Below are 19,936 nucleotides of genomic sequence, written 5' to 3' on the forward strand. Positions count from 1 at the left end.
GAGGTCTTCGAGCAGTCCATGACGTTCGTGGACGGGTACCTGCACCCGGGCGACAAGCCCGGGATCGGCGTCGAATTCAACGAGGAAGCCGCCGCAGCCTACCCCTACCAGCAGGCCTACCTGCCCTACAACCGCCTCGTCGACGGCACGGTGCACGACTGGTAAATCGTCTAGTCGCCGGCCAAATTTACAGGCGCAACGGTGTCGTGTTCTACCTTTGCCCCAAGTGTCTGTCGCTGTGCTCTGGGGTGTGCGGTGATACTGGCTGCGATGACTTCTCGGTTCACCACCGGTCCACAACGGTGGAACCAATTTTCTTGAATTCCGACGTACTATCCCTTGCTCTACTGCTGCTGGCAGAGCTCGTGCACCTAAAAGCTTTTGGGGTGACGTAGGACCTGGGTTGAAGACCACCAGGTTCATGACGTGGGCAGATATTCATTCTCGAAGAGAGCGGCGCGGCCGCGATCTCCGGCATACTGGAACGCATGACCATTCAGGGGGACCAGACCACAATGAGCGAATTGGCACAACAATTAGGAGCCACGAGACCGGCATTTGCCGCTTACAACGCCCGCGAAGACCTTCATGCCCACGATCCCAATGCACTTTTACTTTTCGTTGCGGAACTGCGTCTTGGCGTCGATGACATTGGCGTATTTGCGTCAAATGCCCTGACCGATCACTCGAATGATAAAAAATGTGACATGGTGGCGGTTACCCCAGAGCGCAACAAAGTCGTTGTGGCCCAAGGGTTTGAGGCGCTGGCCGAAAAGAACGGGGCTCCTGCAAATAAAGCCTCGGACCTGAACACTGCCGTTTCGTGGCTGCTCACAGGGCCGTTGAGCGAGGTTCCAGAAAAGTTACGGAGCGCCGCCACCGAGGTGAGAGCGGCGCTGAATGATAAAAAGGTCTCTGAGTTCGAGATTTGGTACGTCCACAATCTGCCGACATCGAAAAATGTCCAAGGTGAACTGAATCAAGCAGTCAAGTCGGCTGAAGCTGCACTGTCCCGATATTTTCCATCAGCGGACGTCGATGTGCGCGCGTTAGAAATCGGCCGCGATCAAATTGACGCCGACTATCAACAAAGCAATGCGCCTATTTTGGTGAGTGAGAGCCGGTCCTTCTCGATTCCGGGAGGTTTTGAAGTCCAGGGGGCCGGATGGAAGGCATACTCCACTGCTATCAGGCTCGTGGACATTAGAGACCTTTGGGCAAATCATGGTGTATCGCTGATGTCACCAAACGTCCGCGACTACCTTGGTGTGGTCAAAAAATCAGGCAACATTAACCATGGTATTAAGGAAACCGCCAAGAGCGAACCTGACAACTTTGCTATCTACAACAACGGAATCACCGTTTTGACTAACAACTACGAGGTGAATGTCGCTTCCAAGACCATTGTCGCAAATGGTGTCGGGATCGTAAACGGCGGTCAGACGACTGGGGCGGTTGGGGAGATGCCCGCTGCTGACGTCAAGGAACTCGAAGACGCGCGAGTCATGGCACGTTTTGTTACATGCACCGACCCCGTCGTGCTCGACAACATCGTTCGGTACAACAACACTCAAAACAAAGTTGAAGCCACAGATTTTCGGAGCGGGGACGCTGTGCAGACGCGGCTTCGCCAGCAGTTCGTCGATGTTCCGGACGCGGAGTACCGGGGCGGACGGCGCGGTGGGTCGACCGACGCGATTTCGCGTAGCAGGTCCTTGCTCAGTGACTCATCAGTCGCACAATCGCTTGCCGCATTTCACGGTAACCCTAACCTCGCATATAACGAGACGCGGACGATCTGGGAGTCTGACGGTGTCTACGCATCGACCTTCCGCGAGGGCTTGACTGCAAAGCATGTTGTCTTCACTCAGAGCCTTTTGGTCGCGGTAGATGAGGCAAAGCGAGTAGTTTCTAGGATCCCAGAGGCGGGGAGGACTGATGCGCAAAAGAAACAGGCCCAGTTCTTCAGCACCAGAGGATCGAACCATTTGGTCGTGGCTGCTGTTGCCGCGGGCTTAGAGACAATTGTGGGCGGACCTATAGCGGATCGCTACTCCTTGCGGTTCAAGGGAAAAGTCTCTCCGACGCAAGCCGCCACCAAGTGGGCGCCGATGCTCCAGGTCGTCCTGCCCTTCACCGGCCAACTTACCGACGCCACAGATCAGGGTCTGAAGTCGCGAGACAAGGTTGCGGCCGCAATAGCGAACTTCACAGCCATGGTCGAGGCTGTTCGGTCGGCAAACACTGGTCCGTTCGATAGCTTTGCCGCGGCCGTGGAGTGGGACGGCAAATAGGGCTTGTCCTGACGTGTTCTGTGGGCTTTTGCTGTGTCTACGGCGAACAGCGGACACAGCAAAGGCCTGCATCCCACCGAGCGGGCTTTTCGCGCGACTGAACTAAGGATCTATCTGCCAGAGGGTGCCTTTGGCTGTGCTGCCCTTTCGTGGCGTCGAGACAGCGGCGCCATACGGCGTCAACCAGTAGTGGTCACATAAAGCGGTTGATGCGCACTCTATTTATCGCCGTGAGTCACAATGCCCGGGCAGGTTGTTGCCTCCCGGTCTGAGGGTCGGAGCGCTGATTACCTTCCTGAGTGAAAAGAACCCAAGCCGCCTACTCCGCCGCGCCCCACAGTGCTTTGCGGAGCAGGCGCTTCAATTCCTGCGACTCCTCCCCGGACAGAACGGCCAGCTGGTTCAGCTCGGCGGCGTCCATGGCGGTGCGGGCCTTCGCGTGCATCTTCCGCCCCTCTGCAGTGGAGACGATGATCTTGGCGCGACGGTCCTGCTTTCCCTGCGCCCGTTCCACCAGGCCGCGACGTTCCAGGTCGTCCACAAGGGTGACCACCTGGCTGGGGTCCAGGCTCAGGAAGTCCGCCAGTTCCCGCTGCGTGGGCTCAAGCCCGCTGCACGCCAGCGTCAGGATGGAGAAGGAGCGTTCCCGCAGGCCGAAGTCAGCCAACGCCTTGTTGTTCAGCACCGAGCCGGCGGCGTGCAGCTTGGCGAGCAGCAGGCCCACATCACTGCCGATCCTGGCTGCCGCAAGGCGGGGGGTCTGAACTTCGGTGCCCAAGGTGGCCATCACAACTCCGGTGTAAAAAACAATCGTTGACTTTTTCAATGATCCGTAATTTCATTGATTTCAACAAGGATCTCACACCGCAGTGGGACCACCCCAACGGCTTCGGCCGGCGCATGCGAAGGAGCAGGCCATGAGCTTGAACGGCAAGGTTGCAATCGTCACCGGCAGCGGGCAGGGCCTCGGGCTCGCCTACGCAAGGGAACTCGCCCGCCAGGGTGCCGCCGTCGTCATCAACGACGTCAACTCCGACACCGCCGCGCAGGCCGTCGCGCAGATCGAGGCCGACGGCGGCCGCGCCACCGCCGTGGTGGTTCCGGTGGGCACCACGGACGCTGCCAAGGCCCTGGTGGCCGGAGCCGTGGACACCTTCGGCCGCCTGGACATCCTGGTCACCAACGCCGGGATCCTCCGCGACAAGTCCCTGCTGAAAATGACGGACGAGGACTTCGACCTGGTGATCAACGTCCACCTCAAGGGCACGTTCACCTGCGTCCGCGAGGCCTACGCCTACTTCAAGGAACACAACGTCCGGGGCCGCATCATCACCATCGGTTCACCCACCGGCCAGCGCGGCAACTTCGGCCAGACCAACTACGCCGCCGCCAAGGCCGGCATCGTGGGCATGGTCCGCACCTGGGCGCTGGAAATGAAGAAGGCCGGCGTCACGGTCAACAGCGTCATCCCCGTGGCCGCCACTGCCATGACCAAGACCGTGCCCTACTTCCAGAAGGCCGTGGAAGCGGACGAGCGCGGCGACGTCATGCCGTCCTTCTTCCGGCACGACCTTGGCTTTGGAACGGCCGACGACGTCTCCGGACTGGTTGCCTTCCTCGCCTCCGACGAGGCAGCCAACATCACCGGCCAGGCCATCGGCGCCGGCGGTGACCGGCTGCAGGTCTGGACCCACCCGGAAGCGGCCACCACCGAGTACCGCGAAGGCGGCTGGAGCTACGAGGCGCTGCAGGAAAACGCCGGCCACCTGTTCACCGCGGAAACGCTCCAAACGTATGGCGAAGAATTCCTTCCCCTGCCGGAGGACCTGAAGCCCGCACAGCCCGCCGAGGCCCGCTGACCATGGCCGACCGCTACGAACTGGGCATCGACCCGGCAAAGCTCGATGCCATCGACATGCACGTCCACCTCGAGGTGGACAGCTGCGGCCACGGCTCCCTGCCGGAGGAACTGACCGAAGCCTCGGCCAAGTACTTCAAGGCCGAGGACCGCACCCCGTCCCTGGACCGCATCGCCGAGGTGTACCGCGAACTGAACATGGCCGCCGTCGTCTTCACCGTGGACGCCCGCACCCAGCTCAAGCACGAGCCCAACAGCATCCCCGAACTCATCGCCGGCGCCGCCCGGAACAATGACGTCCTGATCCCGTTCGGCAGCGTGGACCCGCGAACCGGCGAGGACGCCATCGCCGGGGCCAAGCACCAGGCCATCGAACTCGGCGCCCGCGGCTTCAAGTTCCACCCCTCCCTTCAGGGCTTCGACCCCTCCAGCGAGCGCTTCTACCCGCTGTGGGAAACCCTCCAGGAACTGGGCCTGCCCGCCATCTTCCACACCGGACAAAACGGCATGGGCGCGGGCCTTCCCGGCGGCTACGGCATCAAGCTGGCCTACTCCAACCCCCTGCTGCTGGACGCCGTCGCCGCGGACTTCCCCGGCCTGCAGATCATCATGGCCCACCCGTCCGTGCCCTGGCAGGACGAGGCCAACTCCATCGCCACCCACAAGGCCAACGTCTTCATCGACCTCTCCGGCTGGTCGCCCAAGTACTTCCCGGAATCCCTGGTCAAGGCCTCCAACTCCTACCTCCAGGACAAGGTGCTGTTCGGCACCGACTTCCCGCTGATCACCCCGCAGAAGTGGCTGGGCGCCTTCGTGGACCTGCCGCTGAAGGACGAGGTCCGGCCCAAGATCCTCAAAGACAACGCGGTCCGCCTCCTCGGACTGGGGGCCTGAAATGGGCACGCTGACGACGGCGGAGGCCGCCCTGGGTGCCCGGCTTTACGAGGCAGCGGACTGGTATGACGCCGAGTCCCTCCTCACGCCCGACGAGCGCCAGGTCCTGTCCCGGCTGCGGTCCTTCCTCGATTCTGAAGCCAGGCCACTCCTGGCCGAGTACTGGGAACGCGGCGAGTTTCCGGAGCAGCTCGCCCGGCCGCTGATCGACCTGGACCTCATGGAACCAGCCGAACTCACCGGCGCCGCGGGTGCAGAACACAGCCCGGCCCGCGGCATCTACCAGGGCTTCCGGATCTTCGAACTTGCCCGCACGGACGCGTCCCTGGCCACCTGGTACACCGCCCAGGCCGGCCTGTTCCGGACCGCCATCCGCGTGGGTGCCTCGCCGGAACAGCAGGCCGAATGGATGCCCAAGGTCATCGACTTCTCGCTCAAGGGCGTCTTCTCGCTGACCGAACCGGAATCCGGGTCTGACATCGCCGGCGGACTCTCCACCACCGCCCGGCAGCAGCCCGACGGCAGCTGGATCCTCGACGGCGCCAAACGCTGGATCGGCGGCGCCGCCACCGCGGACGTCCTCGCAGTATTCGCCCGGGACACCGCGGACGGGCAGGTCAAGGCCTTCCTCGTGGACCGCACAGCCGACGGCGTCACCCTGGAGAAAATCCAGGGCAAGACCTCGCTGCGGATGATGCAGAACGCCCACATCACCCTCGCCGGTGTCCGCGTCCCCGAGGCCATGCGCCTGCACAACGTGAACTCCTTCCGGGATGTAGCGGCAATGCTCCGGGCCATGCGCTCGGACGTGGCCTGGATCGCCACCGGCATCGCCGCCGGCGCTTTCGAGGCCGCCCTCGCCTATGTCAACGAACGCCGGCAGTTCGGACGGACCCTCGGTTCCTTCCAGCTGGTCCAGGAGAAACTGGCCCGCATGCTCGGCAACGTCACTGCCAGCCTCTCTCTGGTGGTCAGGCTCACGGAACAGCAGGCAAAAGGCGTCTACCGCGACCAGGACTCCGCCCTGGCCAAGATGCAAACGTCCCTGTTCATGCGCGACACCGTAGCCCTGGCCCGCGAAGTGGTGGGCGGCAACGGCATCACCCTGGCAACCGACGTCGCGCGTTTCCACGCCGACGCCGAGGCCGTCTACTCCTACGAAGGCACCCACGAGATCAACGCACTCATCATCGGCCGCGCCCTCACCGGCGAGAGCGCCTTCACCCGCTAAAGCCCCTTCATCCCCAAATCTCAAAACCCACACACCAGCCCAGGAGGCAACGATGCCCAATCTCGTCGTCGATTTCGACACCCTGCTCACCCTGTCCGGCAAGGACCTCGGCACCACCGACTACCGCCAGATCACCCAGGACCAGATCAACCAGTTCGCGGACGCCACCGACGACCAGCAGTGGATCCACACGGACCCCGAGCGCGCCAAGGACGGCCCGTTCGGCGCCCCGATCGCCCACGGCTTCCTCACGCTGTCCCTGATCATCCCGTTCTGGGGCGAGCTGTTCGACGTCGAAGGCGTCACCACCAAGGTGAACTACGGCCTGGACAAGGTCCGTTTCACCTCTCCCGTGAAGGTGGGCTCCAAGGTCCGCATGCAGGCCACCATCGCCGGCGTGGCCGAGGTCAAGGGCGGCGCCCAGATCAAGGTCAACGCCACCATCGAGATCGAAGGCCAGGAACGCCCGGCCGTCGTCGCCGAATTCCTGGCCCGCTTCTACAAGTAGCCCGCTCCTAAAAGGAACAACAGTTCCCACCCCAGGCGGTACGCTCCGGCGCCGCCGCCTCAGGCAACCCCAAAAACCCCCACATTCCTCCGTCATTAGGAACAGCCATGTCCGGACACACCACGCTCGCACCCGCGGGCACGGCCGCCAAGCGCAAGGAAGCGCGTACGGTCATCCTGTCCAGCTATCTGGGCAGCACCATCGAGTTCTACGACTTCCTGCTCTACGCCACAGCGGCAGCAGTGGCCTTCCCCAAGGTCTTCTTCGCCGGCACGGACGAATGGGTGGGCGTCGTCGCCGCCTACGCCACCTTCGCCGCCGGATACGTGGCCAGGCCGCTGGGTGGAGTGATCTTCGGCCACTTCGGTGACAAGGTGGGCCGCAAGGGGATGCTCATCATCTCCATGGCCATGATGGGCATTGCCTCCACCCTCATCGGCGTGATTCCGGGCGCCGGCGTGATCGGACCGTGGGGCGCGGTCATCCTGGTGCTGCTGCGGGTCTGCCAGGGCATCGCCGTCGGCGGTGAGTGGGGCGGCGCCGCGCTCATGGCGCTGGAGCACTCGGACCCGAAACGGCGCGGCTTCGCGGCGTCGTTCGTCAACGCCGGCGCCCCCACCGGCGCCGTGCTGGGCACCCTGGTGATGGGCGCCTTCTCGGCCCTGCCGCAGGACGCCTTCCTGGCCTGGGGCTGGCGCGTGCCGTTCCTGCTGTCTTTCGTGCTCCTGATCGTTGGCATGTTCGTCCGCCTCCGGGTCTCCGAAAGCCCCATCTTCGCCGAGGCCGTGGCCAAGGAAGAAGCACAGGGCGCCAAGCGCATGATCCCGCTGCTGGACGTGCTCCGCCGGCCCAAGGCGCTGATCATGATCATGTTCGCCGGCGCTGCAGGGTTCGGCCTGCAGGTGGTGCTGCCCACGTTCTCGGTCACATACGCCGTGTCCAAGGGCGCACCGCAGCAGGGCGTGCTCTACGCCTTCGCCGGCGCCTCGGCCATCTCCATCGTCTTCGTCCTCCTGGGCGGCCGCCTGTCGGACCGGTTCGGCCGCCGCCCCGTGATGATCGCCGGCCTGGCACTGTTCATCGCCTACCTCTTCCCGATGTTCGGGATGCTCGGCTCTGGCAATGTGGGCATGGTGTTCGTGGCCTTCACCGTGGCGCTGATCCTGCACTCCTCCCTCTACGGACCCCTGGCGGCGTTCGTCTCCGAACAGTTCGGCACCACCTCCCGCTACACCGGCGCCGCGGTGGGCTACCAGCTGGCCACCCTCATCGGCGCCGGCTTCACCCCGGGCATCATCGCCGGCCTCTACAAGGACTCCGGCCAGAACATCCTCCCGGTAGTGGTGTTCCTCTCCGTCATGGCGCTGGTCTCGATTGTCTTCATCGCCCTGACGCGCGAATCTAAGAACAACGACCTCACCACGGTCCGTTAGGAGAACCATGGACAACAACGGAGTTGGCTCCTGGCTGCAGCGCCGCCGCCGCAAGTCGGGCACCAAGACGGCCCTGCTGTCAGCAGCGGGCACCCTGAGCTACGAGGAGCTCGCCGCCCGGGCGGACCGTTTGGCCAACGCGCTCCGGGACAGGGGAGTGGGCAAAGGGGACCGGGTGGCCTACCTGGGCGATAACCACCCCTCCTTCGTGGAATCCTTCTTCGCCTGCGGCCTCCTCGGTGCCATCTTCGTGCCGCTCAACACCCGGCTCGCACCGCCCGAGCTGCAGTTCCAGCTGCAGGATTCCGGAGCCCGGCTCCTGGTCAACGCCGGCGCCCTGGAGGCGCCTGCATCGGCCGCGGTGGAAGGGACGGCGGTGACGCACCGCCTGGTCGTCGCGGCCGACGGCGGGACGGAACCTTCCGGTATCACGTCACCCGCCGCCGTCGGACACTCCGTCACGGTGGAACGGTACGGGGAGGCGCTGCAGGCAGCAGCGCCGGAGCACCCCGACGTGCCCGTGGGCCATGACGACGGCGCCATGATCCTGTACACCTCCGGGACCACGGGCAAGCCCAAGGGTGCCCTGCTGACGCACGGGAACATCACCTGGAACTGCATCAACACCATTGTGGACATGGACCTGAACCGCAACGACGTGGCGCTGATGATCTCGCCGCTGTTCCACGTGGCGTCCCTGGACATGGGCCTGCTGCCGATGCTGCTGAAGGGCGCCACCGTGGTGCTCGAGGCCAAGTTCGATCCCGCCAGGGTCCTGGACCTGATCCAGGAGCACAAGGTGACCACCCTCAATGGGGTGCCCACCACGTTCCAGCTGCTCTGCGAAGATCCCGGATGGGCAACTGCGGACCTCAGCTCGCTGGACAAGCTGACCTGCGGCGGTTCCGCGATTCCGCGCCGGGTCCTGGACGCGTACGAGGACCGCGGCATCGGCTTCACCAGCTGCTACGGCATGACCGAAACCGCCCCCGGCGTCACCATGCTTCCCGTGGACCGGTCCAGGGAGAAAGCCGGTTCGTCGGGCCTGCCGCACTTCTTCACCGACCTGCGGATCGCCGATCCCATGGGCGGCGCGGTGGCACCGGGCGAGGTGGGGGAAATCCAGATCTCCGGCCCCAACGTGATCAAGGAGTACTGGAACCGGCCGGAGGCCACCGCCGCCAGCTACGCGGACGGGGCCTGGTTCCGCTCGGGGGACATGGGCTACCGGGACCAGGAAGGCTTCCTGTTCGTCTCGGACCGGCTCAAGGACATGATCATCTCCGGCGGGGAGAACATCTACCCGGCGGAGGTGGAGGCGGTCATTTCCGAGCACGGTGCCGTGGGCAGCGTGGCCGTCATCGGCGTCCCGGATGACAAATGGGGCGAGGTCCCGCAGGCGATCGTGACCCTGCGCGAAGGGGAATCGCTGACCGCAGAGCAGCTGCGCAGCTTCCTCGACGGCAGGCTCGCCCGCTACAAGATCCCCAAGTCATTGGTGGTGGTGGAGGACATGCCGCGCACCGCCAGCGGCAAGATCCGCAAGATGGAGCTCCGCAAGCAGCTCTGACGTCAGGGACATACAGCTGCCCGCCCCGGTTTCCGGGGCGGGCAGCTGTTTTTGAAACAACGGGCTGCTGTCAGGCGGCCTTTCCAAGGGCTGCCACCTGGACGGTGACTCCGAGACTGCGGTGGAAGGCAGCGCGCCACCTCGATTTCGATATCAGCGGAGCTTCCGTGGATGTCAACGACTTCGCAATCCAGACAACCCCAGGGGCGGCATGGGGCCGACAGCACCCCAGCTGACGACGGCGGGAGGAACCGCCATCGTCAGCTGGGGTGCTGGTTCACGTACCGGTGCGCTGGGGCGCTCCGCTGGATTGGCGTGGGATGAGAGTGGGCATGGACCGGCGGATGAGTGGTTCGATGCCTGGGTTGACGATGAGGTCGATGGCGGTGGCTGCTATCTGGTCCAGGGGAACGTGCACCGAGCTTAGGGGCGTCGGCAGCCGGGCGGACAATGGCGTGTCGTTGTATCCGACCAATGCCAGATGGTCGGGGATGCTGATCCCGTTACGGTGTGCTGCCGCCATCACACCCATGGCGATGTTGTCATTGGCGGCGAAGATGGCTGTCGGGCGGGATTGCGGTGCTCCTGCGAGGAGCGTTTCGCCGGCCGTGTAGCCATTTTCGATGCCGTAACCGGCAGCGATAAGCCATTCTTCGCGCGGCTGGATGCCTGCTTCATTCAGTGCTCTGCGTGCTCCCGCCAAGCGTGCGGTTCCGGTGGAGGTGAAAGCGGGGCCGGTAACGACAGCAATGTTGCAATGGCCCAGGTCGATGAGGTGACGTGTGGCGAGGTAGCCGCCGACCTCGTCGTCTCCGAGCGCAGAGGGACTGATGCCGTCAGTTCGGAGCACCAGCGCATGCGCTACACGGCGCTCACGCAGCAGTCGGGGGAGCTCGTCATCGAGCCGCGCCGTGGCGAGAATCAACCCATCGACGTTTCTATCGAGGAGTGTTTCGGCCGCGCTGCGTTCATCCACGGGGTCATCTCCACTGGTGGCGACCATCGCAAAGTAGCCCCGGGATGACGCTGCCTTTTCGAGTTCTTCGAACATCAGTGCCATAACCGTGTCGCTCAAACGCGGGACAAGGACACCAAGGGTGCGGGTCTCACCACGCCGCAAACTTGAAGCAAAAGAGTTCCGGCGGTACCCGAGTTCTTCCGCGATCTTCCGGACATGGGCTGCCGCCGCGGATCTGGAGGTGGTGCGTTCATCCAGCGCGCGGCTGGCGGTCGAGATGCTCACGCCACTGGCAGCCGCGACATCCTTGAGCGTGACAATCCCTGCGGGGGCGGGACGTTCCATCGCGGTTCTCCTCTTCAGCAAGGGTGTTACAGCCACTCTATTCCTCCTTCTTGCAAACGTTCTCTTGACAGTGAGCTGCGACACGTGCAAACTTGAAAACGTTCCCGCAAACGTTCTCATCATAGCGGGACTACCGACCATCAAAGAAGACAAGAAGGTAGCTGCAATGGCACTCGATCTCCGCGGACTCAACCCCGCACCTGTCACCCCGTTCACCGAAGATGGCGCCGTCGACTTCGCTGCAATCCAGCGCCTGGGTTCGTGGCTCGGATCGATTGAGGGCGTGAAGAGCCTCGTCGTTCTGGGGCACGCCGGCGAAGGGACGTTCCTCACCGAAGAGGAGCAGCTGGACGTGATCCGCGCGTTCGTAGCATCGACCGACGGCCGGGTACCGGTTGTAGCGGGCATCACGAAGGAGGGCAATAAGACAGCGGCCCTCGAAGCCAGAAAGGCCGTCGATGCCGGCGCGTCAGCTGGTCTCGTCTACCCCTCGCACGGGTGGCTGCGCTTCGGCTACCAGAAGGGCGCACCCCAGTCGCGCTATCAGGAGATTTACGACGAATCCGGTCTGCCGCTGATCCTGTTTCAGTACCCGGACAACACCAAGGCAAGCTACGACCTCGAAACCCAGCTGGAGATTGCCGGCCAGGAGGGAGTCTTTGCGACGAAGAACGGTGTCCGGAACATGCGCCGGTGGTACACCGAGATCCCCGCGCTGCGCGCCGCGTACCCCGAACTGCAGATCCTGTCCTGCCACGACGAATACCTGCTGCCGACCATGTTCGATGTCGACGGCCTGCTCGTGGGCTACGGCAACATCGCCCCCGAACTGCTCGTCGAACTGATCGAAGCCGGCAAGGCGCAGGACTACCCGCAAGCCCACGCAATCCATGAGCGGCTGCTCCCGGTAACGAAGAACGTTTACCACCGCGGCTCCCACATGGAAGGCACGGTCGCCCTGAAGTGGGGCCTTGTGAACCGCGGCATCCTGGACCACGCGACAGTGCGCACCCCGCTCCTGCCCCTCCCCCAGGGCGCCGAAACCGAAATCGCGGAAGCCTTCGCTGCCGCGAACATCGGCAAGGTCACCGTCAGCGCCTGATCCACGGATCCTGAGGATGGCGGGAGCAACTCCCGCCATCCTCCCCTAGGCTTTAGCCATCTCCACTCTTGGTCAATGAGGACCCCAGCATCGCTGCTGGAGAAGGAGGACTCGCCATGCGCGAGCCGAACAACACTAAAACTATGGCCGGCGGCGCCAATGCCGCCAGGATCAATGCAGAGCTGGTAGCCCGCCTCGAACGGCTCCCGCTCACGCGACGGCTGACCGTGATCCGCGTGGTCATCGGGTCAGCCACGTTCTTCGACGCCTACACCGTCCTGGCAATCGCCTTCGCGATGCCCCAACTGTCCTCGGAATGGCACCTGAATGCCGGGGAAATCGGCATGATCCTCTCCGCAGGGTACGTCGGCCAGATCTTCGGGTCCCTCTTCTTTGGACACCTCGCCGAAAGAATCGGCCGACTGCCCGTCCTGCTCTTTACGATCCTGCTCTTCGTCTCCATGGACATCGCCTGCCTCTTCGCGTGGGGCGCCACGTCCATGATCATCTTCCGCTTTATCCAGGGCATCGGCACTGGCGGCGAAGTACCGGTCGCCAGTGCCTACATCAACGAATTCGTCGGTGCCAGGAAGCGTGGCAGGTTCTTCCTCCTATACGAGGTAATCTTCCCGGTCGGCCTGATGTTTGCCGGCATCGCCGGATACTTCCTGGTCCCTGTCGTGGGCTGGAAAGCCATGTTCATTGTCGGCATCGTGCCTGCCCTGCTCACAATCCCCATGCGCTGGCTTATGCCTGAATCACCGCGCTGGCTGGCATCCAGGGGTCACGTCCACAAGGCCGAGACTGTCGTCTCAATGCTCGAAAAGGAAGCGGTCAAGGCAGGACATACACTCTCCGAACCCGTGGTTCGGTCCGTTGACCCCAAGGCCACGGCCCGTACCGACTGGCGTGAACTGTTCTCCGGGATATACAAAAAGCGCACCTTCATGATCTGGATGCTCTGGATCTGCGTATACATGGTCAACAACGGCCTGGTCACCTGGCTGCCGACGCTCTACAAGCAAACCTTCAACCTTCCCCTGCAAACCAGCCTCGCCTACGGCTGGGTCACGTCCGCTGTCGGTGTTGTGGCCTCCGTCCTCTGCGCGCTGCTCATCGACCGCGTAGGCCGTAAACGTTGGTACACATTCGCCTTCCTGGCCGCGACCGTCCCTCTTGTCATCCTCACAGCCCTCGGCGCCGTGTCGGCGACACAGGTCGTAGTATTCGCCAGCATCGCCTACGCCATCCTGCAGACCATCTCCTTCTCGCTCTACCTCTACTCCGCCGAGCTGTACCCGACCCGGCTCCGCGCCATCGGCACGGGCTTCGGCAGCGCCTGGCTCCGGGCAGGCTCCGCCATCGGCCCCATCCTGGTCGGCTGGATCGTGGACAACTACGGAATCAGCCTGGTGTTCACCGTCTTCGCAGCCGTTGCCCTGATAGGCGGCCTGGTGACTATCTTCTTCGCCATCGAAACCAAAGGCCGGGTCCTCGAGGAACTCTCGCCCTAACTCCCCAGCACCCGCCTCAATGGCAGCGCCACGAACCAGCTCCGGTCCGTGGCGCTGCCGTTGCCAGTCAAGGACTACCCTCGGACCATCGCTTCCCGTTCCGCCCAGATCCCAGGTGTGCCGTCGTGAGGACACTCGCTGCGCTTCGGCGGGCAAGGCGTCGACCTCAAAGGCGCATTGCCGTGGGGGCCCCGGCCTTGTTACCGCTCACGGTCATCAATTGGCGGAATCCTATAGGACAGTGCCACCATTATTGGATGCTTGAGGCAACTAAACCCCAGAAGTCCCCGGACGGGACGCCCGTCAACCCCGCGCTCGAAGCGGAAAGCAAAATCGCCCGCATCGCGGTGACGGTGTTCCCCATCCTGGTGGTCGTTGCCGGCATCCTCGGTTTCCTGCTCCCCGGGGTCTTCAAGCCCATGGCCCCCAGCGTGCCCTACCTGCTGGGCATCATCATGTTCTGCATGGGCCTGACCCTCACCCCGCCGGACTTCGCCGCGGTGGCCAAGCGGCCGTGGGCTGTGGCCCTGGGGATCCTGGCGCACTACATCATCATGCCCGGCGCCGGCTGGCTGATCGCGGGCGCCCTGAACCTCCCGCCCGAACTGGCCGTCGGCGTAATCCTGGTGGGCTGCGCACCCTCCGGCACGGCCTCGAACGTCATGGCCTTCCTGGCCAAGGGCGATGTTGCCCTCTCCGTGGCGGTGGCCTCCGTCTCCACCCTGATCGCACCGATCGTCACCCCGCTGCTGGTCCTGTTCCTGGCCGGCTCGTACCTGCAGATCGATGCCGCCGGCATGGTCCTGGACATCGTCAAGACCGTGCTGCTGCCGGTGGTGGCCGGCCTCCTCGCCCGGGTCTTCCTCAAGAAGCTCGTCGCCAAGGTGCTGCCCGCGCTGCCGTGGGCGTCCGCCGTCGTGATCTCCCTGATCGTGGCCATCGTGGTGGCCGGCAGCGCCAACAAGATCATTGAGGCCGGGGCCATCGTGTTCCTCGCCGTGGTGCTGCACAACGGGTTCGGGCTGGGCCTTGGCTACCTGGCCGGCAAGCTGGGCCGCCTGGACGACAAAGCCCGCCGGGCCCTTGCGTTCGAAGTGGGCATGCAGAACTCCGGCCTGGCGGCGACGCTGGCCACCGCCCACTTCACCCCGCTGGCTGCACTGCCGTCCGCGGTCTTCTCGCTGTGGCACAACATCTCCGGCGCCATCGTGGCCGCCTGGCTCGCCCGGCGCCCGCTGCGGGACAAACAAGCCTAAGGGGCCCGTTAACAGCCAGCCATTCCGGGTACAGGCTCCGGTAAGGACAGCGCCGTTTCGACGCTGTCCGCCAGTTCCTGTAAGGAGATGGACAGATGGCTCGGATTGACCGGATAGCTGAACCATGGGGGACACGGACGCCGTACGGCACCGGCGGTGACTGGCCCGTCCGGGTGGACACCCACCTGGCCGAAGGAGTGGCTCCGGAGGACGTGGACCGGTGGGTCCAGACGGCCTCGCTCCTGCACTCCAACGGCGACGCCATGGACATCGCCGTCAAGGACAACAGAATCGTCGGCGTGCGGGGACGGGCCGTGGACCGGGTCAACCACGGCCGCCTGGGCCCGAAGGACCTCTACGCCTGGCAGGCGAACGCCTCCCCGGACCGGCTCACCAAGCCCCTCATCCGCGAGAGCGGAAAGCTGGTGGAAACGGACTGGGACACCGCCATGCAGCGCATCGTGGACAAGTCCAAGGCGCTGCTCGCGGAACAGGGCCCCAGCGCCCTTGGCTTCTACACCACCGGCCAGCTCTTCTCCGAGGAGTACTACACCCTGGGCACGCTGGCCCACGGCGGCATCGGCACCAACCATGTGGACGGCAACACCCGGCTGTGCACGGCGACGGCGGGGGAGGCCCTGAAGGAATCCTTTGGCTGTGATGGGCAGCCCGGCTCCTACACGGACGTGGACCACGCCGATGTGATCGCCCTGTACGGGCACAACGTGGCCGAAACCCAGACCGTCCTCTGGACCCGGATGCTGGACCGGCTGGCCGGCCCCAACCCGCCCAAGATCATCTGCGTAGACCCGCGCATGACGCCCGTGGCCAGGGCAGCCACCGTGCACCTGGCGCCGCGGCCCGGCACCAATGTGGCCCTGATGAACGGCATCCTGCACGAGATCATCACCAACGGCTGGGTGGACCGGGAGTACATCCAGGCGCACACCGTGGGGTACCCGGAGCTCGAAAAAGAGGTCAAGAACTACCCGCCGGCCCTCGTGGCGGAAATCTGCGGCGTCCCGGCGGAGCAGATCACCGAGGCGGCCGGCATCGTCGGCCACGCGGAGCGGCTGCTGTCCACGGTGCTGCAGGGCTTCTACCAGTCCAACCAGGCCACTGCGGCTGCCGTCCAGGTGAACAACGTCAACATCATCCGCGGCATGCTGGGCAAGCCCGGCTGCGGCATCCTGCAGATGAACGGCCAGCCCACCGCCGAGAACACCCGCGAATGCGGGGCCGACGGCGACCTTGCCGCCTTCCGGAACTGGTCCAACGATGAGCACATCCAGGACCTGGCCCGGGTCTGGAACATCGATCCCATGTCCATCCCGCACTACTCGCCGCCCACCCACGTCATGCAAATGATGCGGTACGTGGAGGACGGGTCCATCCGGATGCTCTGGGTCAGCGGCACCAATCCGGCCGTCTCACTGCCGGAACTGGCACGCATCCGCAGCATCCTGGCGCAGGACCGCCTGTTCCTGGTGGTGCAGGACATCTTCCTGTCCGAGACCGCCCAGCTGGCCGACGTCGTCCTTCCCGCCGCCACCTGGGGCGAAAAGACCGGCACCTTCACCAACGCTGACCGTACCGTGCACCTCTCCGAGAGGGCCGTGGATCCGCCGGGCGAGGCCAGGCCGGACCTGGAGATCTTCATCGACTACGCGCACCGCATGGGACTGCAGGACAAGGACGGGCGGCCGCTGATCAAGTGGCACGATCCCGAGTCGGCCTTCGAAGCCTGGAAGGAATGCACCCGCGGCCGGCCCTGCGACTACACCGGCATCACCTACGACAAACTGCGCGGCGGCTCCGGCATCCAGTGGCCCTGCAACGAGGAGAACCCGGACGGCACCGAGCGGATCTACGCTGACGGCAGGTTCTGGGCGCACCCCGAGTACTGCGAGACCTACGGCCGCGACCTCATCACCGGTGCGCCCGTGGAACCCACGGAGTACAAGGCCCTGAACCCGGAGGGCAAGGCCATCATCAAGGCCGCCGAGTACATGCCGCCGCACGAACTGCCCAGCCAGGACTTCCCGCTCCAGCTCATCACCGGCCGCACGCTCTACCAGTTCCACACCCGCACCAAGACCGGGCGGGCACCGGAACTGCAGGCGGCCGCGCCTGACGTGTGGGTGGAGTTGTCAGCGGACGACGCCGGCGCGTACGGGATTGCCGAAGGCGACCTTGCGGAGGTGGAGACGCCCCGCGGGTCCGTCCGTGCGAGGGTGAGGATCAGCGGCATCCGCAACGGGGTCCTGTTCCTGCCCTTCCATTACGGCTACTGGGACACCGACGGGGGCCACCAGCCGGACGGGCCCGGCAGGGCTGCGAATGAACTGACCATCACCGACTGGGATGCGGCGTCCAAGCAGCCCATCTTCAAGACCGCGGCAGCCCGCATTACCCGTATTTCCGGCGGTGACGGGCCCTCTTCAGCGCCCACCACCACGGCCTCGGCTCCGGCCGGGGAATTCGCCGAAGGGGCCAGGACCAAGGGAATTTTGAGCGCGCTGGCGGATGAATCCATGGACGCGGCAGGAGGGGCACGATGAAATTCGGCCTGGTACTGGAGGAAATGCACCGCTCCGAAAACGACCTGGCGCACCACCTGCTGGTCATCTCCGAGCGGCACAAGGTGGACCACGAGATCTACCACCTGGCCCGGGACCTGGCGCGCTGGTCGCAGCAGCACGTCCGGGACATCGCGGACATCGCCAAGAACTACGGCCAGGACCTTGACCCGGAGCCCCGCGGTGAGGCCGGGCTGATGGAAACCATCCGGGAGAAGGGCAGCGAGATGATGGGCCGGCGTCCGGAAACCGGGATGCTGCTGCTGCGGGACCTCCGCGAGCTCTACCTGAAGGCCTGCGGGGTGTCAGCAGACTGGGAACTGCTGGCCCAGGCCGCCCAGGGGATGAAGGACAAGAACCTCCTGGCCCTGGCGGAGAAGTGCCACCCGCAGACCATCCGCCAAATGAAGTGGGCCAACGGCAAGCTCAAGGAATCCGCTACCCAGATCCTGGTCAGCTAAGCGCAGGCGAGCAGGGAACCCTCAGCGCGCCTCCCGGGCCGCCTGGAGGTGCGCCACCAGGGCCTGCAGCTGCTCCGCGGTCCACGGCAGGCCCAGGCTCAATTCGGTGCTGTTCTCGTTCCACATGGTGCGGGCGGCTTCCTTGGTGCCCTCGCCGCTGTGGAAACGCGAGCCCAGCTCATCCCAGCGGCGCACCAGCTCCCGGGCCTCGGTGCTGGTGGCTGGGACGCTGCCGTGGACCTGCCGCAGGCCCTCCTCCACCAGCCCCGCCCACTCAGTCCGTGACTGGTCCGTTGCCTCCTGCCCCAACCGGGCACGCTGCTCCTCGAGCTCCCGGCGCTGGTCCCCGGTGAAGTAGTTCTCGAACATGGTCATCCTTTCCAAAACAGTCATGAAATCGCCGGGCCCGGCGTGCCCGTGTCCGCTGAGGCGTGCCAGCAGCTCGCGGATGGTCTGCTGGAGCTGTTGCAGCTGCAGGGCCTGCTGGTCCAAGGCATCGAGCTGCCTTAGCAGCAGTCTTTGCAGGGACTCCGCATCCGCGCCCCCTTGGTCCAGCACCGGTGCGATCTCGGCGAGCGGCACGCCCAGGCTGCGCAGGGTCCGGATGCTGTACAGCCGCCGCAGGTCAGGTTCGGTGTAGCGGCGGTGGCCGGCGGCGGTCCGGCCGCTGGCGTGGAGCAGCCCGATGCTGTCGTAGTGGTGCAGCGCCCTGACGGTGACCCCCGTGGCCGAGGCCAGCTCGCCGATGCTCCAGCGGGGTTCTTCCGGTTGCTCCATACCGCCCACCGTAGGACCTGACGCCGCGTCAGGTTCAACCCCGACGCAAGCGACCCCGGCCAGGATCCTGTGTGGAGCGAACCAGTTTCATTCAGTGAAACTGGCGGCGCGTGCAGCACGGCCCATGGCACAGAGTTGAGTCCATGAACGAGGGGCCCGTTGCGGGCCCCGCCCAGCCCATTGAGCAGTTCACCAACGCTTCAACACACAGCACAGAAACGGCGCGCTACACATGGAGTCAACGATGACGGGACGGCGGATCCTCAAGAGGATCGAGTTCGCCCGGCCACAGAACGCGGAGCCGCTGCTGCTGGACCTCTACCTGCCCGCGGGAGCAACGCGCCAGGGCGGCCGGCCGGCGGTGGTCCACTTCCACGGCGGCGGCTGGCGGACGGGGGAGCGGTCTTCGCTTGGCCCCGCTGTTGACGGTTTCGGACTCAGCCCCATCGAGCAGCTGGCCGATGCCGGGTTCGTCGTGGCCTCGGCGGACTACCGGCTCAGCACGGTTGCCACGTTCCCGGCCCAGCTGCTGGACGCCAAGGCAGCTGTCCGCTGGCTCCGCACCCACGCGGCCGAATACGGCGTGGACCCGCACCGCATCTACGCCTGGGGCGATTCGGCCGGCGGCCACCTGGCCAGCCTCCTGGGCCTGACCGCGGATTTCCCGGTCCATGCCGGAAGCGACGCGCCGGACGACGACCGGGTTGCCGGCGTCGTGGCCTGGTACCCGCCCACGGACCTGCTCAGGATGGGTGGACAGGCACGTCCGGATGCCGTGGCCCGGGCGGATGATCCCGGATCCCGCGAAGCACTGCTGATCGGCGCGCAGCCGGCCGACGCCCCGGACAAGGCCACGGCCGCAAGCCCCCTCAGCTACGTCCACGCAGGCGCCCCGCCTTTCCTCCTCATCCATGGAACCGCGGACCGCTTCGTCCCGGTGGAGCAGTCCGCCTCGCTGGCCGGGGCGCTGGAAGACGCTGGCAACGCCGTCGAACTCCTCCTGCTGGAGGGCGCGGACCACATGTGGGGCAGCCCGGACGGCAACAGCGGTGCAGCGGAACAGGCCGTTGCCGCCACCATCGATTTCCTCCGCCGCCAGTCGGAACAGCACTGATTTCCCACCACCATGCCGGGGCAAGACCCGCACCCCGGACCA

Annotated in this window: 16 protein-coding genes and 1 pseudogene; 14 read left to right on the forward strand and 3 right to left on the reverse strand. The window is 65.0% G+C overall.

Going from position 1 to position 19,936, the window contains the following annotated elements:
• Nucleotides 1-165 (forward strand): annotated as a pseudogene (locus AB0280_RS20480) (bifunctional D-altronate/D-mannonate dehydratase); the annotation flags it as partial.
• A gap of 323 nt (nt 166-488) precedes the next feature.
• On the forward strand, nt 489-2,294 hold the full coding sequence (locus AB0280_RS20485; RefSeq protein WP_366368569.1) for an AIPR family protein: 1,806 nt from the start codon (nt 489-491) through the stop codon (nt 2,292-2,294).
• A gap of 319 nt (nt 2,295-2,613) precedes the next feature.
• On the opposite strand, the gene AB0280_RS20490 is transcribed toward AB0280_RS20485, so the two are convergent.
• Nucleotides 2,614-3,081, reverse strand: coding sequence for a MarR family winged helix-turn-helix transcriptional regulator (locus AB0280_RS20490; protein WP_224027260.1), 468 nt, complete (start codon nt 3,079-3,081; stop codon nt 2,614-2,616).
• Nucleotides 3,082-3,211: 130 nt separating this feature from the next.
• Between AB0280_RS20490 and AB0280_RS20495 the strand changes: the two genes are divergently transcribed.
• The 6 genes from AB0280_RS20495 to menE all read left to right on the forward strand — a co-directional run bounded on the left by AB0280_RS20495 (nt 3,212) and on the right by menE (nt 9,788).
• On the forward strand, nt 3,212-4,153 hold the full coding sequence (locus AB0280_RS20495) for an SDR family NAD(P)-dependent oxidoreductase (RefSeq protein WP_366368571.1): 942 nt from the start codon (nt 3,212-3,214) through the stop codon (nt 4,151-4,153).
• Between the two features lie 2 nt (nt 4,154-4,155).
• On the forward strand, nt 4,156-5,046 hold the full coding sequence (locus tag AB0280_RS20500; RefSeq protein ID WP_366368573.1) for an amidohydrolase family protein: 891 nt from the start codon (nt 4,156-4,158) through the stop codon (nt 5,044-5,046).
• 1 nt (nt 5,047) lies between these two features.
• Nucleotides 5,048-6,277, forward strand: a complete 1,230-nt coding sequence (locus tag AB0280_RS20505) for an acyl-CoA dehydrogenase family protein (protein ID WP_366368574.1) — start codon at nt 5,048-5,050, stop codon at nt 6,275-6,277.
• 52 nt (nt 6,278-6,329) lie between these two features.
• Nucleotides 6,330-6,785 carry a MaoC family dehydratase gene (locus tag AB0280_RS20510; protein ID WP_366368575.1) on the forward strand — a complete coding sequence of 152 codons (456 nt, stop codon included), beginning with the start codon at nt 6,330-6,332 and terminating at the stop codon, nt 6,783-6,785.
• 107 nt (nt 6,786-6,892) lie between these two features.
• Nucleotides 6,893-8,218 (forward strand): MFS transporter, encoded by a 1,326-nt coding sequence (locus tag AB0280_RS20515; protein ID WP_307487501.1) that lies wholly within the window; start codon nt 6,893-6,895, stop codon nt 8,216-8,218.
• 7 nt (nt 8,219-8,225) lie between these two features.
• Nucleotides 8,226-9,788 carry an o-succinylbenzoate--CoA ligase gene (gene menE / locus AB0280_RS20520; RefSeq protein WP_366368577.1) on the forward strand — a complete coding sequence of 521 codons (1,563 nt, stop codon included), beginning with the start codon at nt 8,226-8,228 and terminating at the stop codon, nt 9,786-9,788.
• Between the two features lie 277 nt (nt 9,789-10,065).
• On the opposite strand, the gene AB0280_RS20525 is transcribed toward menE, so the two are convergent.
• Nucleotides 10,066-11,091 carry a LacI family DNA-binding transcriptional regulator gene (locus AB0280_RS20525; RefSeq protein ID WP_366368606.1) on the reverse strand — a complete coding sequence of 342 codons (1,026 nt, stop codon included), beginning with the start codon at nt 11,089-11,091 and terminating at the stop codon, nt 10,066-10,068.
• Nucleotides 11,092-11,257: 166 nt separating this feature from the next.
• Between AB0280_RS20525 and AB0280_RS20530 the strand changes: the two genes are divergently transcribed.
• The 5 genes from AB0280_RS20530 (at nt 11,258) to AB0280_RS20550 (ending at nt 18,003) form a co-directional block, all read left to right on the forward strand.
• Entirely contained in the window at nt 11,258-12,193 is a 936-nt protein-coding gene (locus AB0280_RS20530; RefSeq protein WP_307487507.1) for a dihydrodipicolinate synthase family protein, read from the forward strand.
• Between the two features lie 116 nt (nt 12,194-12,309).
• Nucleotides 12,310-13,707: an MFS transporter gene (locus AB0280_RS20535; protein ID WP_307487510.1), complete on the forward strand. Its 1,398-nt coding sequence runs from the start codon at nt 12,310-12,312 to the stop codon at nt 13,705-13,707.
• A gap of 257 nt (nt 13,708-13,964) precedes the next feature.
• Nucleotides 13,965-14,963: a bile acid:sodium symporter family protein gene (locus AB0280_RS20540; RefSeq protein ID WP_307487513.1), complete on the forward strand. Its 999-nt coding sequence runs from the start codon at nt 13,965-13,967 to the stop codon at nt 14,961-14,963.
• Nucleotides 14,964-15,058: 95 nt separating this feature from the next.
• On the forward strand, nt 15,059-17,524 hold the full coding sequence (locus AB0280_RS20545) for a molybdopterin oxidoreductase family protein (protein ID WP_307487515.1): 2,466 nt from the start codon (nt 15,059-15,061) through the stop codon (nt 17,522-17,524).
• Entirely contained in the window at nt 17,521-18,003 is a 483-nt protein-coding gene (locus tag AB0280_RS20550; RefSeq protein WP_159633993.1) for a hypothetical protein, read from the forward strand. The genes AB0280_RS20545 and AB0280_RS20550 overlap by 4 nt, the downstream gene beginning before the upstream one ends.
• Before the next feature lie 21 nt (nt 18,004-18,024).
• On the opposite strand, the gene AB0280_RS20555 is transcribed toward AB0280_RS20550, so the two are convergent.
• The gene (locus AB0280_RS20555; RefSeq protein ID WP_307487517.1) at nt 18,025-18,780 is read right to left on the reverse strand and encodes a MerR family transcriptional regulator; all 756 of its coding nucleotides are present in this window, start codon (nt 18,778-18,780) and stop codon (nt 18,025-18,027) included.
• A 244-nt stretch (nt 18,781-19,024) separates the two neighbouring features.
• Here AB0280_RS20555 and AB0280_RS20560 point away from each other — a divergent pair, with 244 nt between their 5' ends.
• Nucleotides 19,025-19,894: an alpha/beta hydrolase gene (locus AB0280_RS20560; RefSeq protein ID WP_307487520.1), complete on the forward strand. Its 870-nt coding sequence runs from the start codon at nt 19,025-19,027 to the stop codon at nt 19,892-19,894.
• The last annotated feature ends 42 nt before the right edge of the window (nt 19,895-19,936 follow it).

It is taken from the genome of Pseudarthrobacter sp. 902506025, from assembly GCF_040702325.1.
GTDB lineage: Bacteria > Actinomycetota > Actinomycetes > Actinomycetales > Micrococcaceae > Arthrobacter.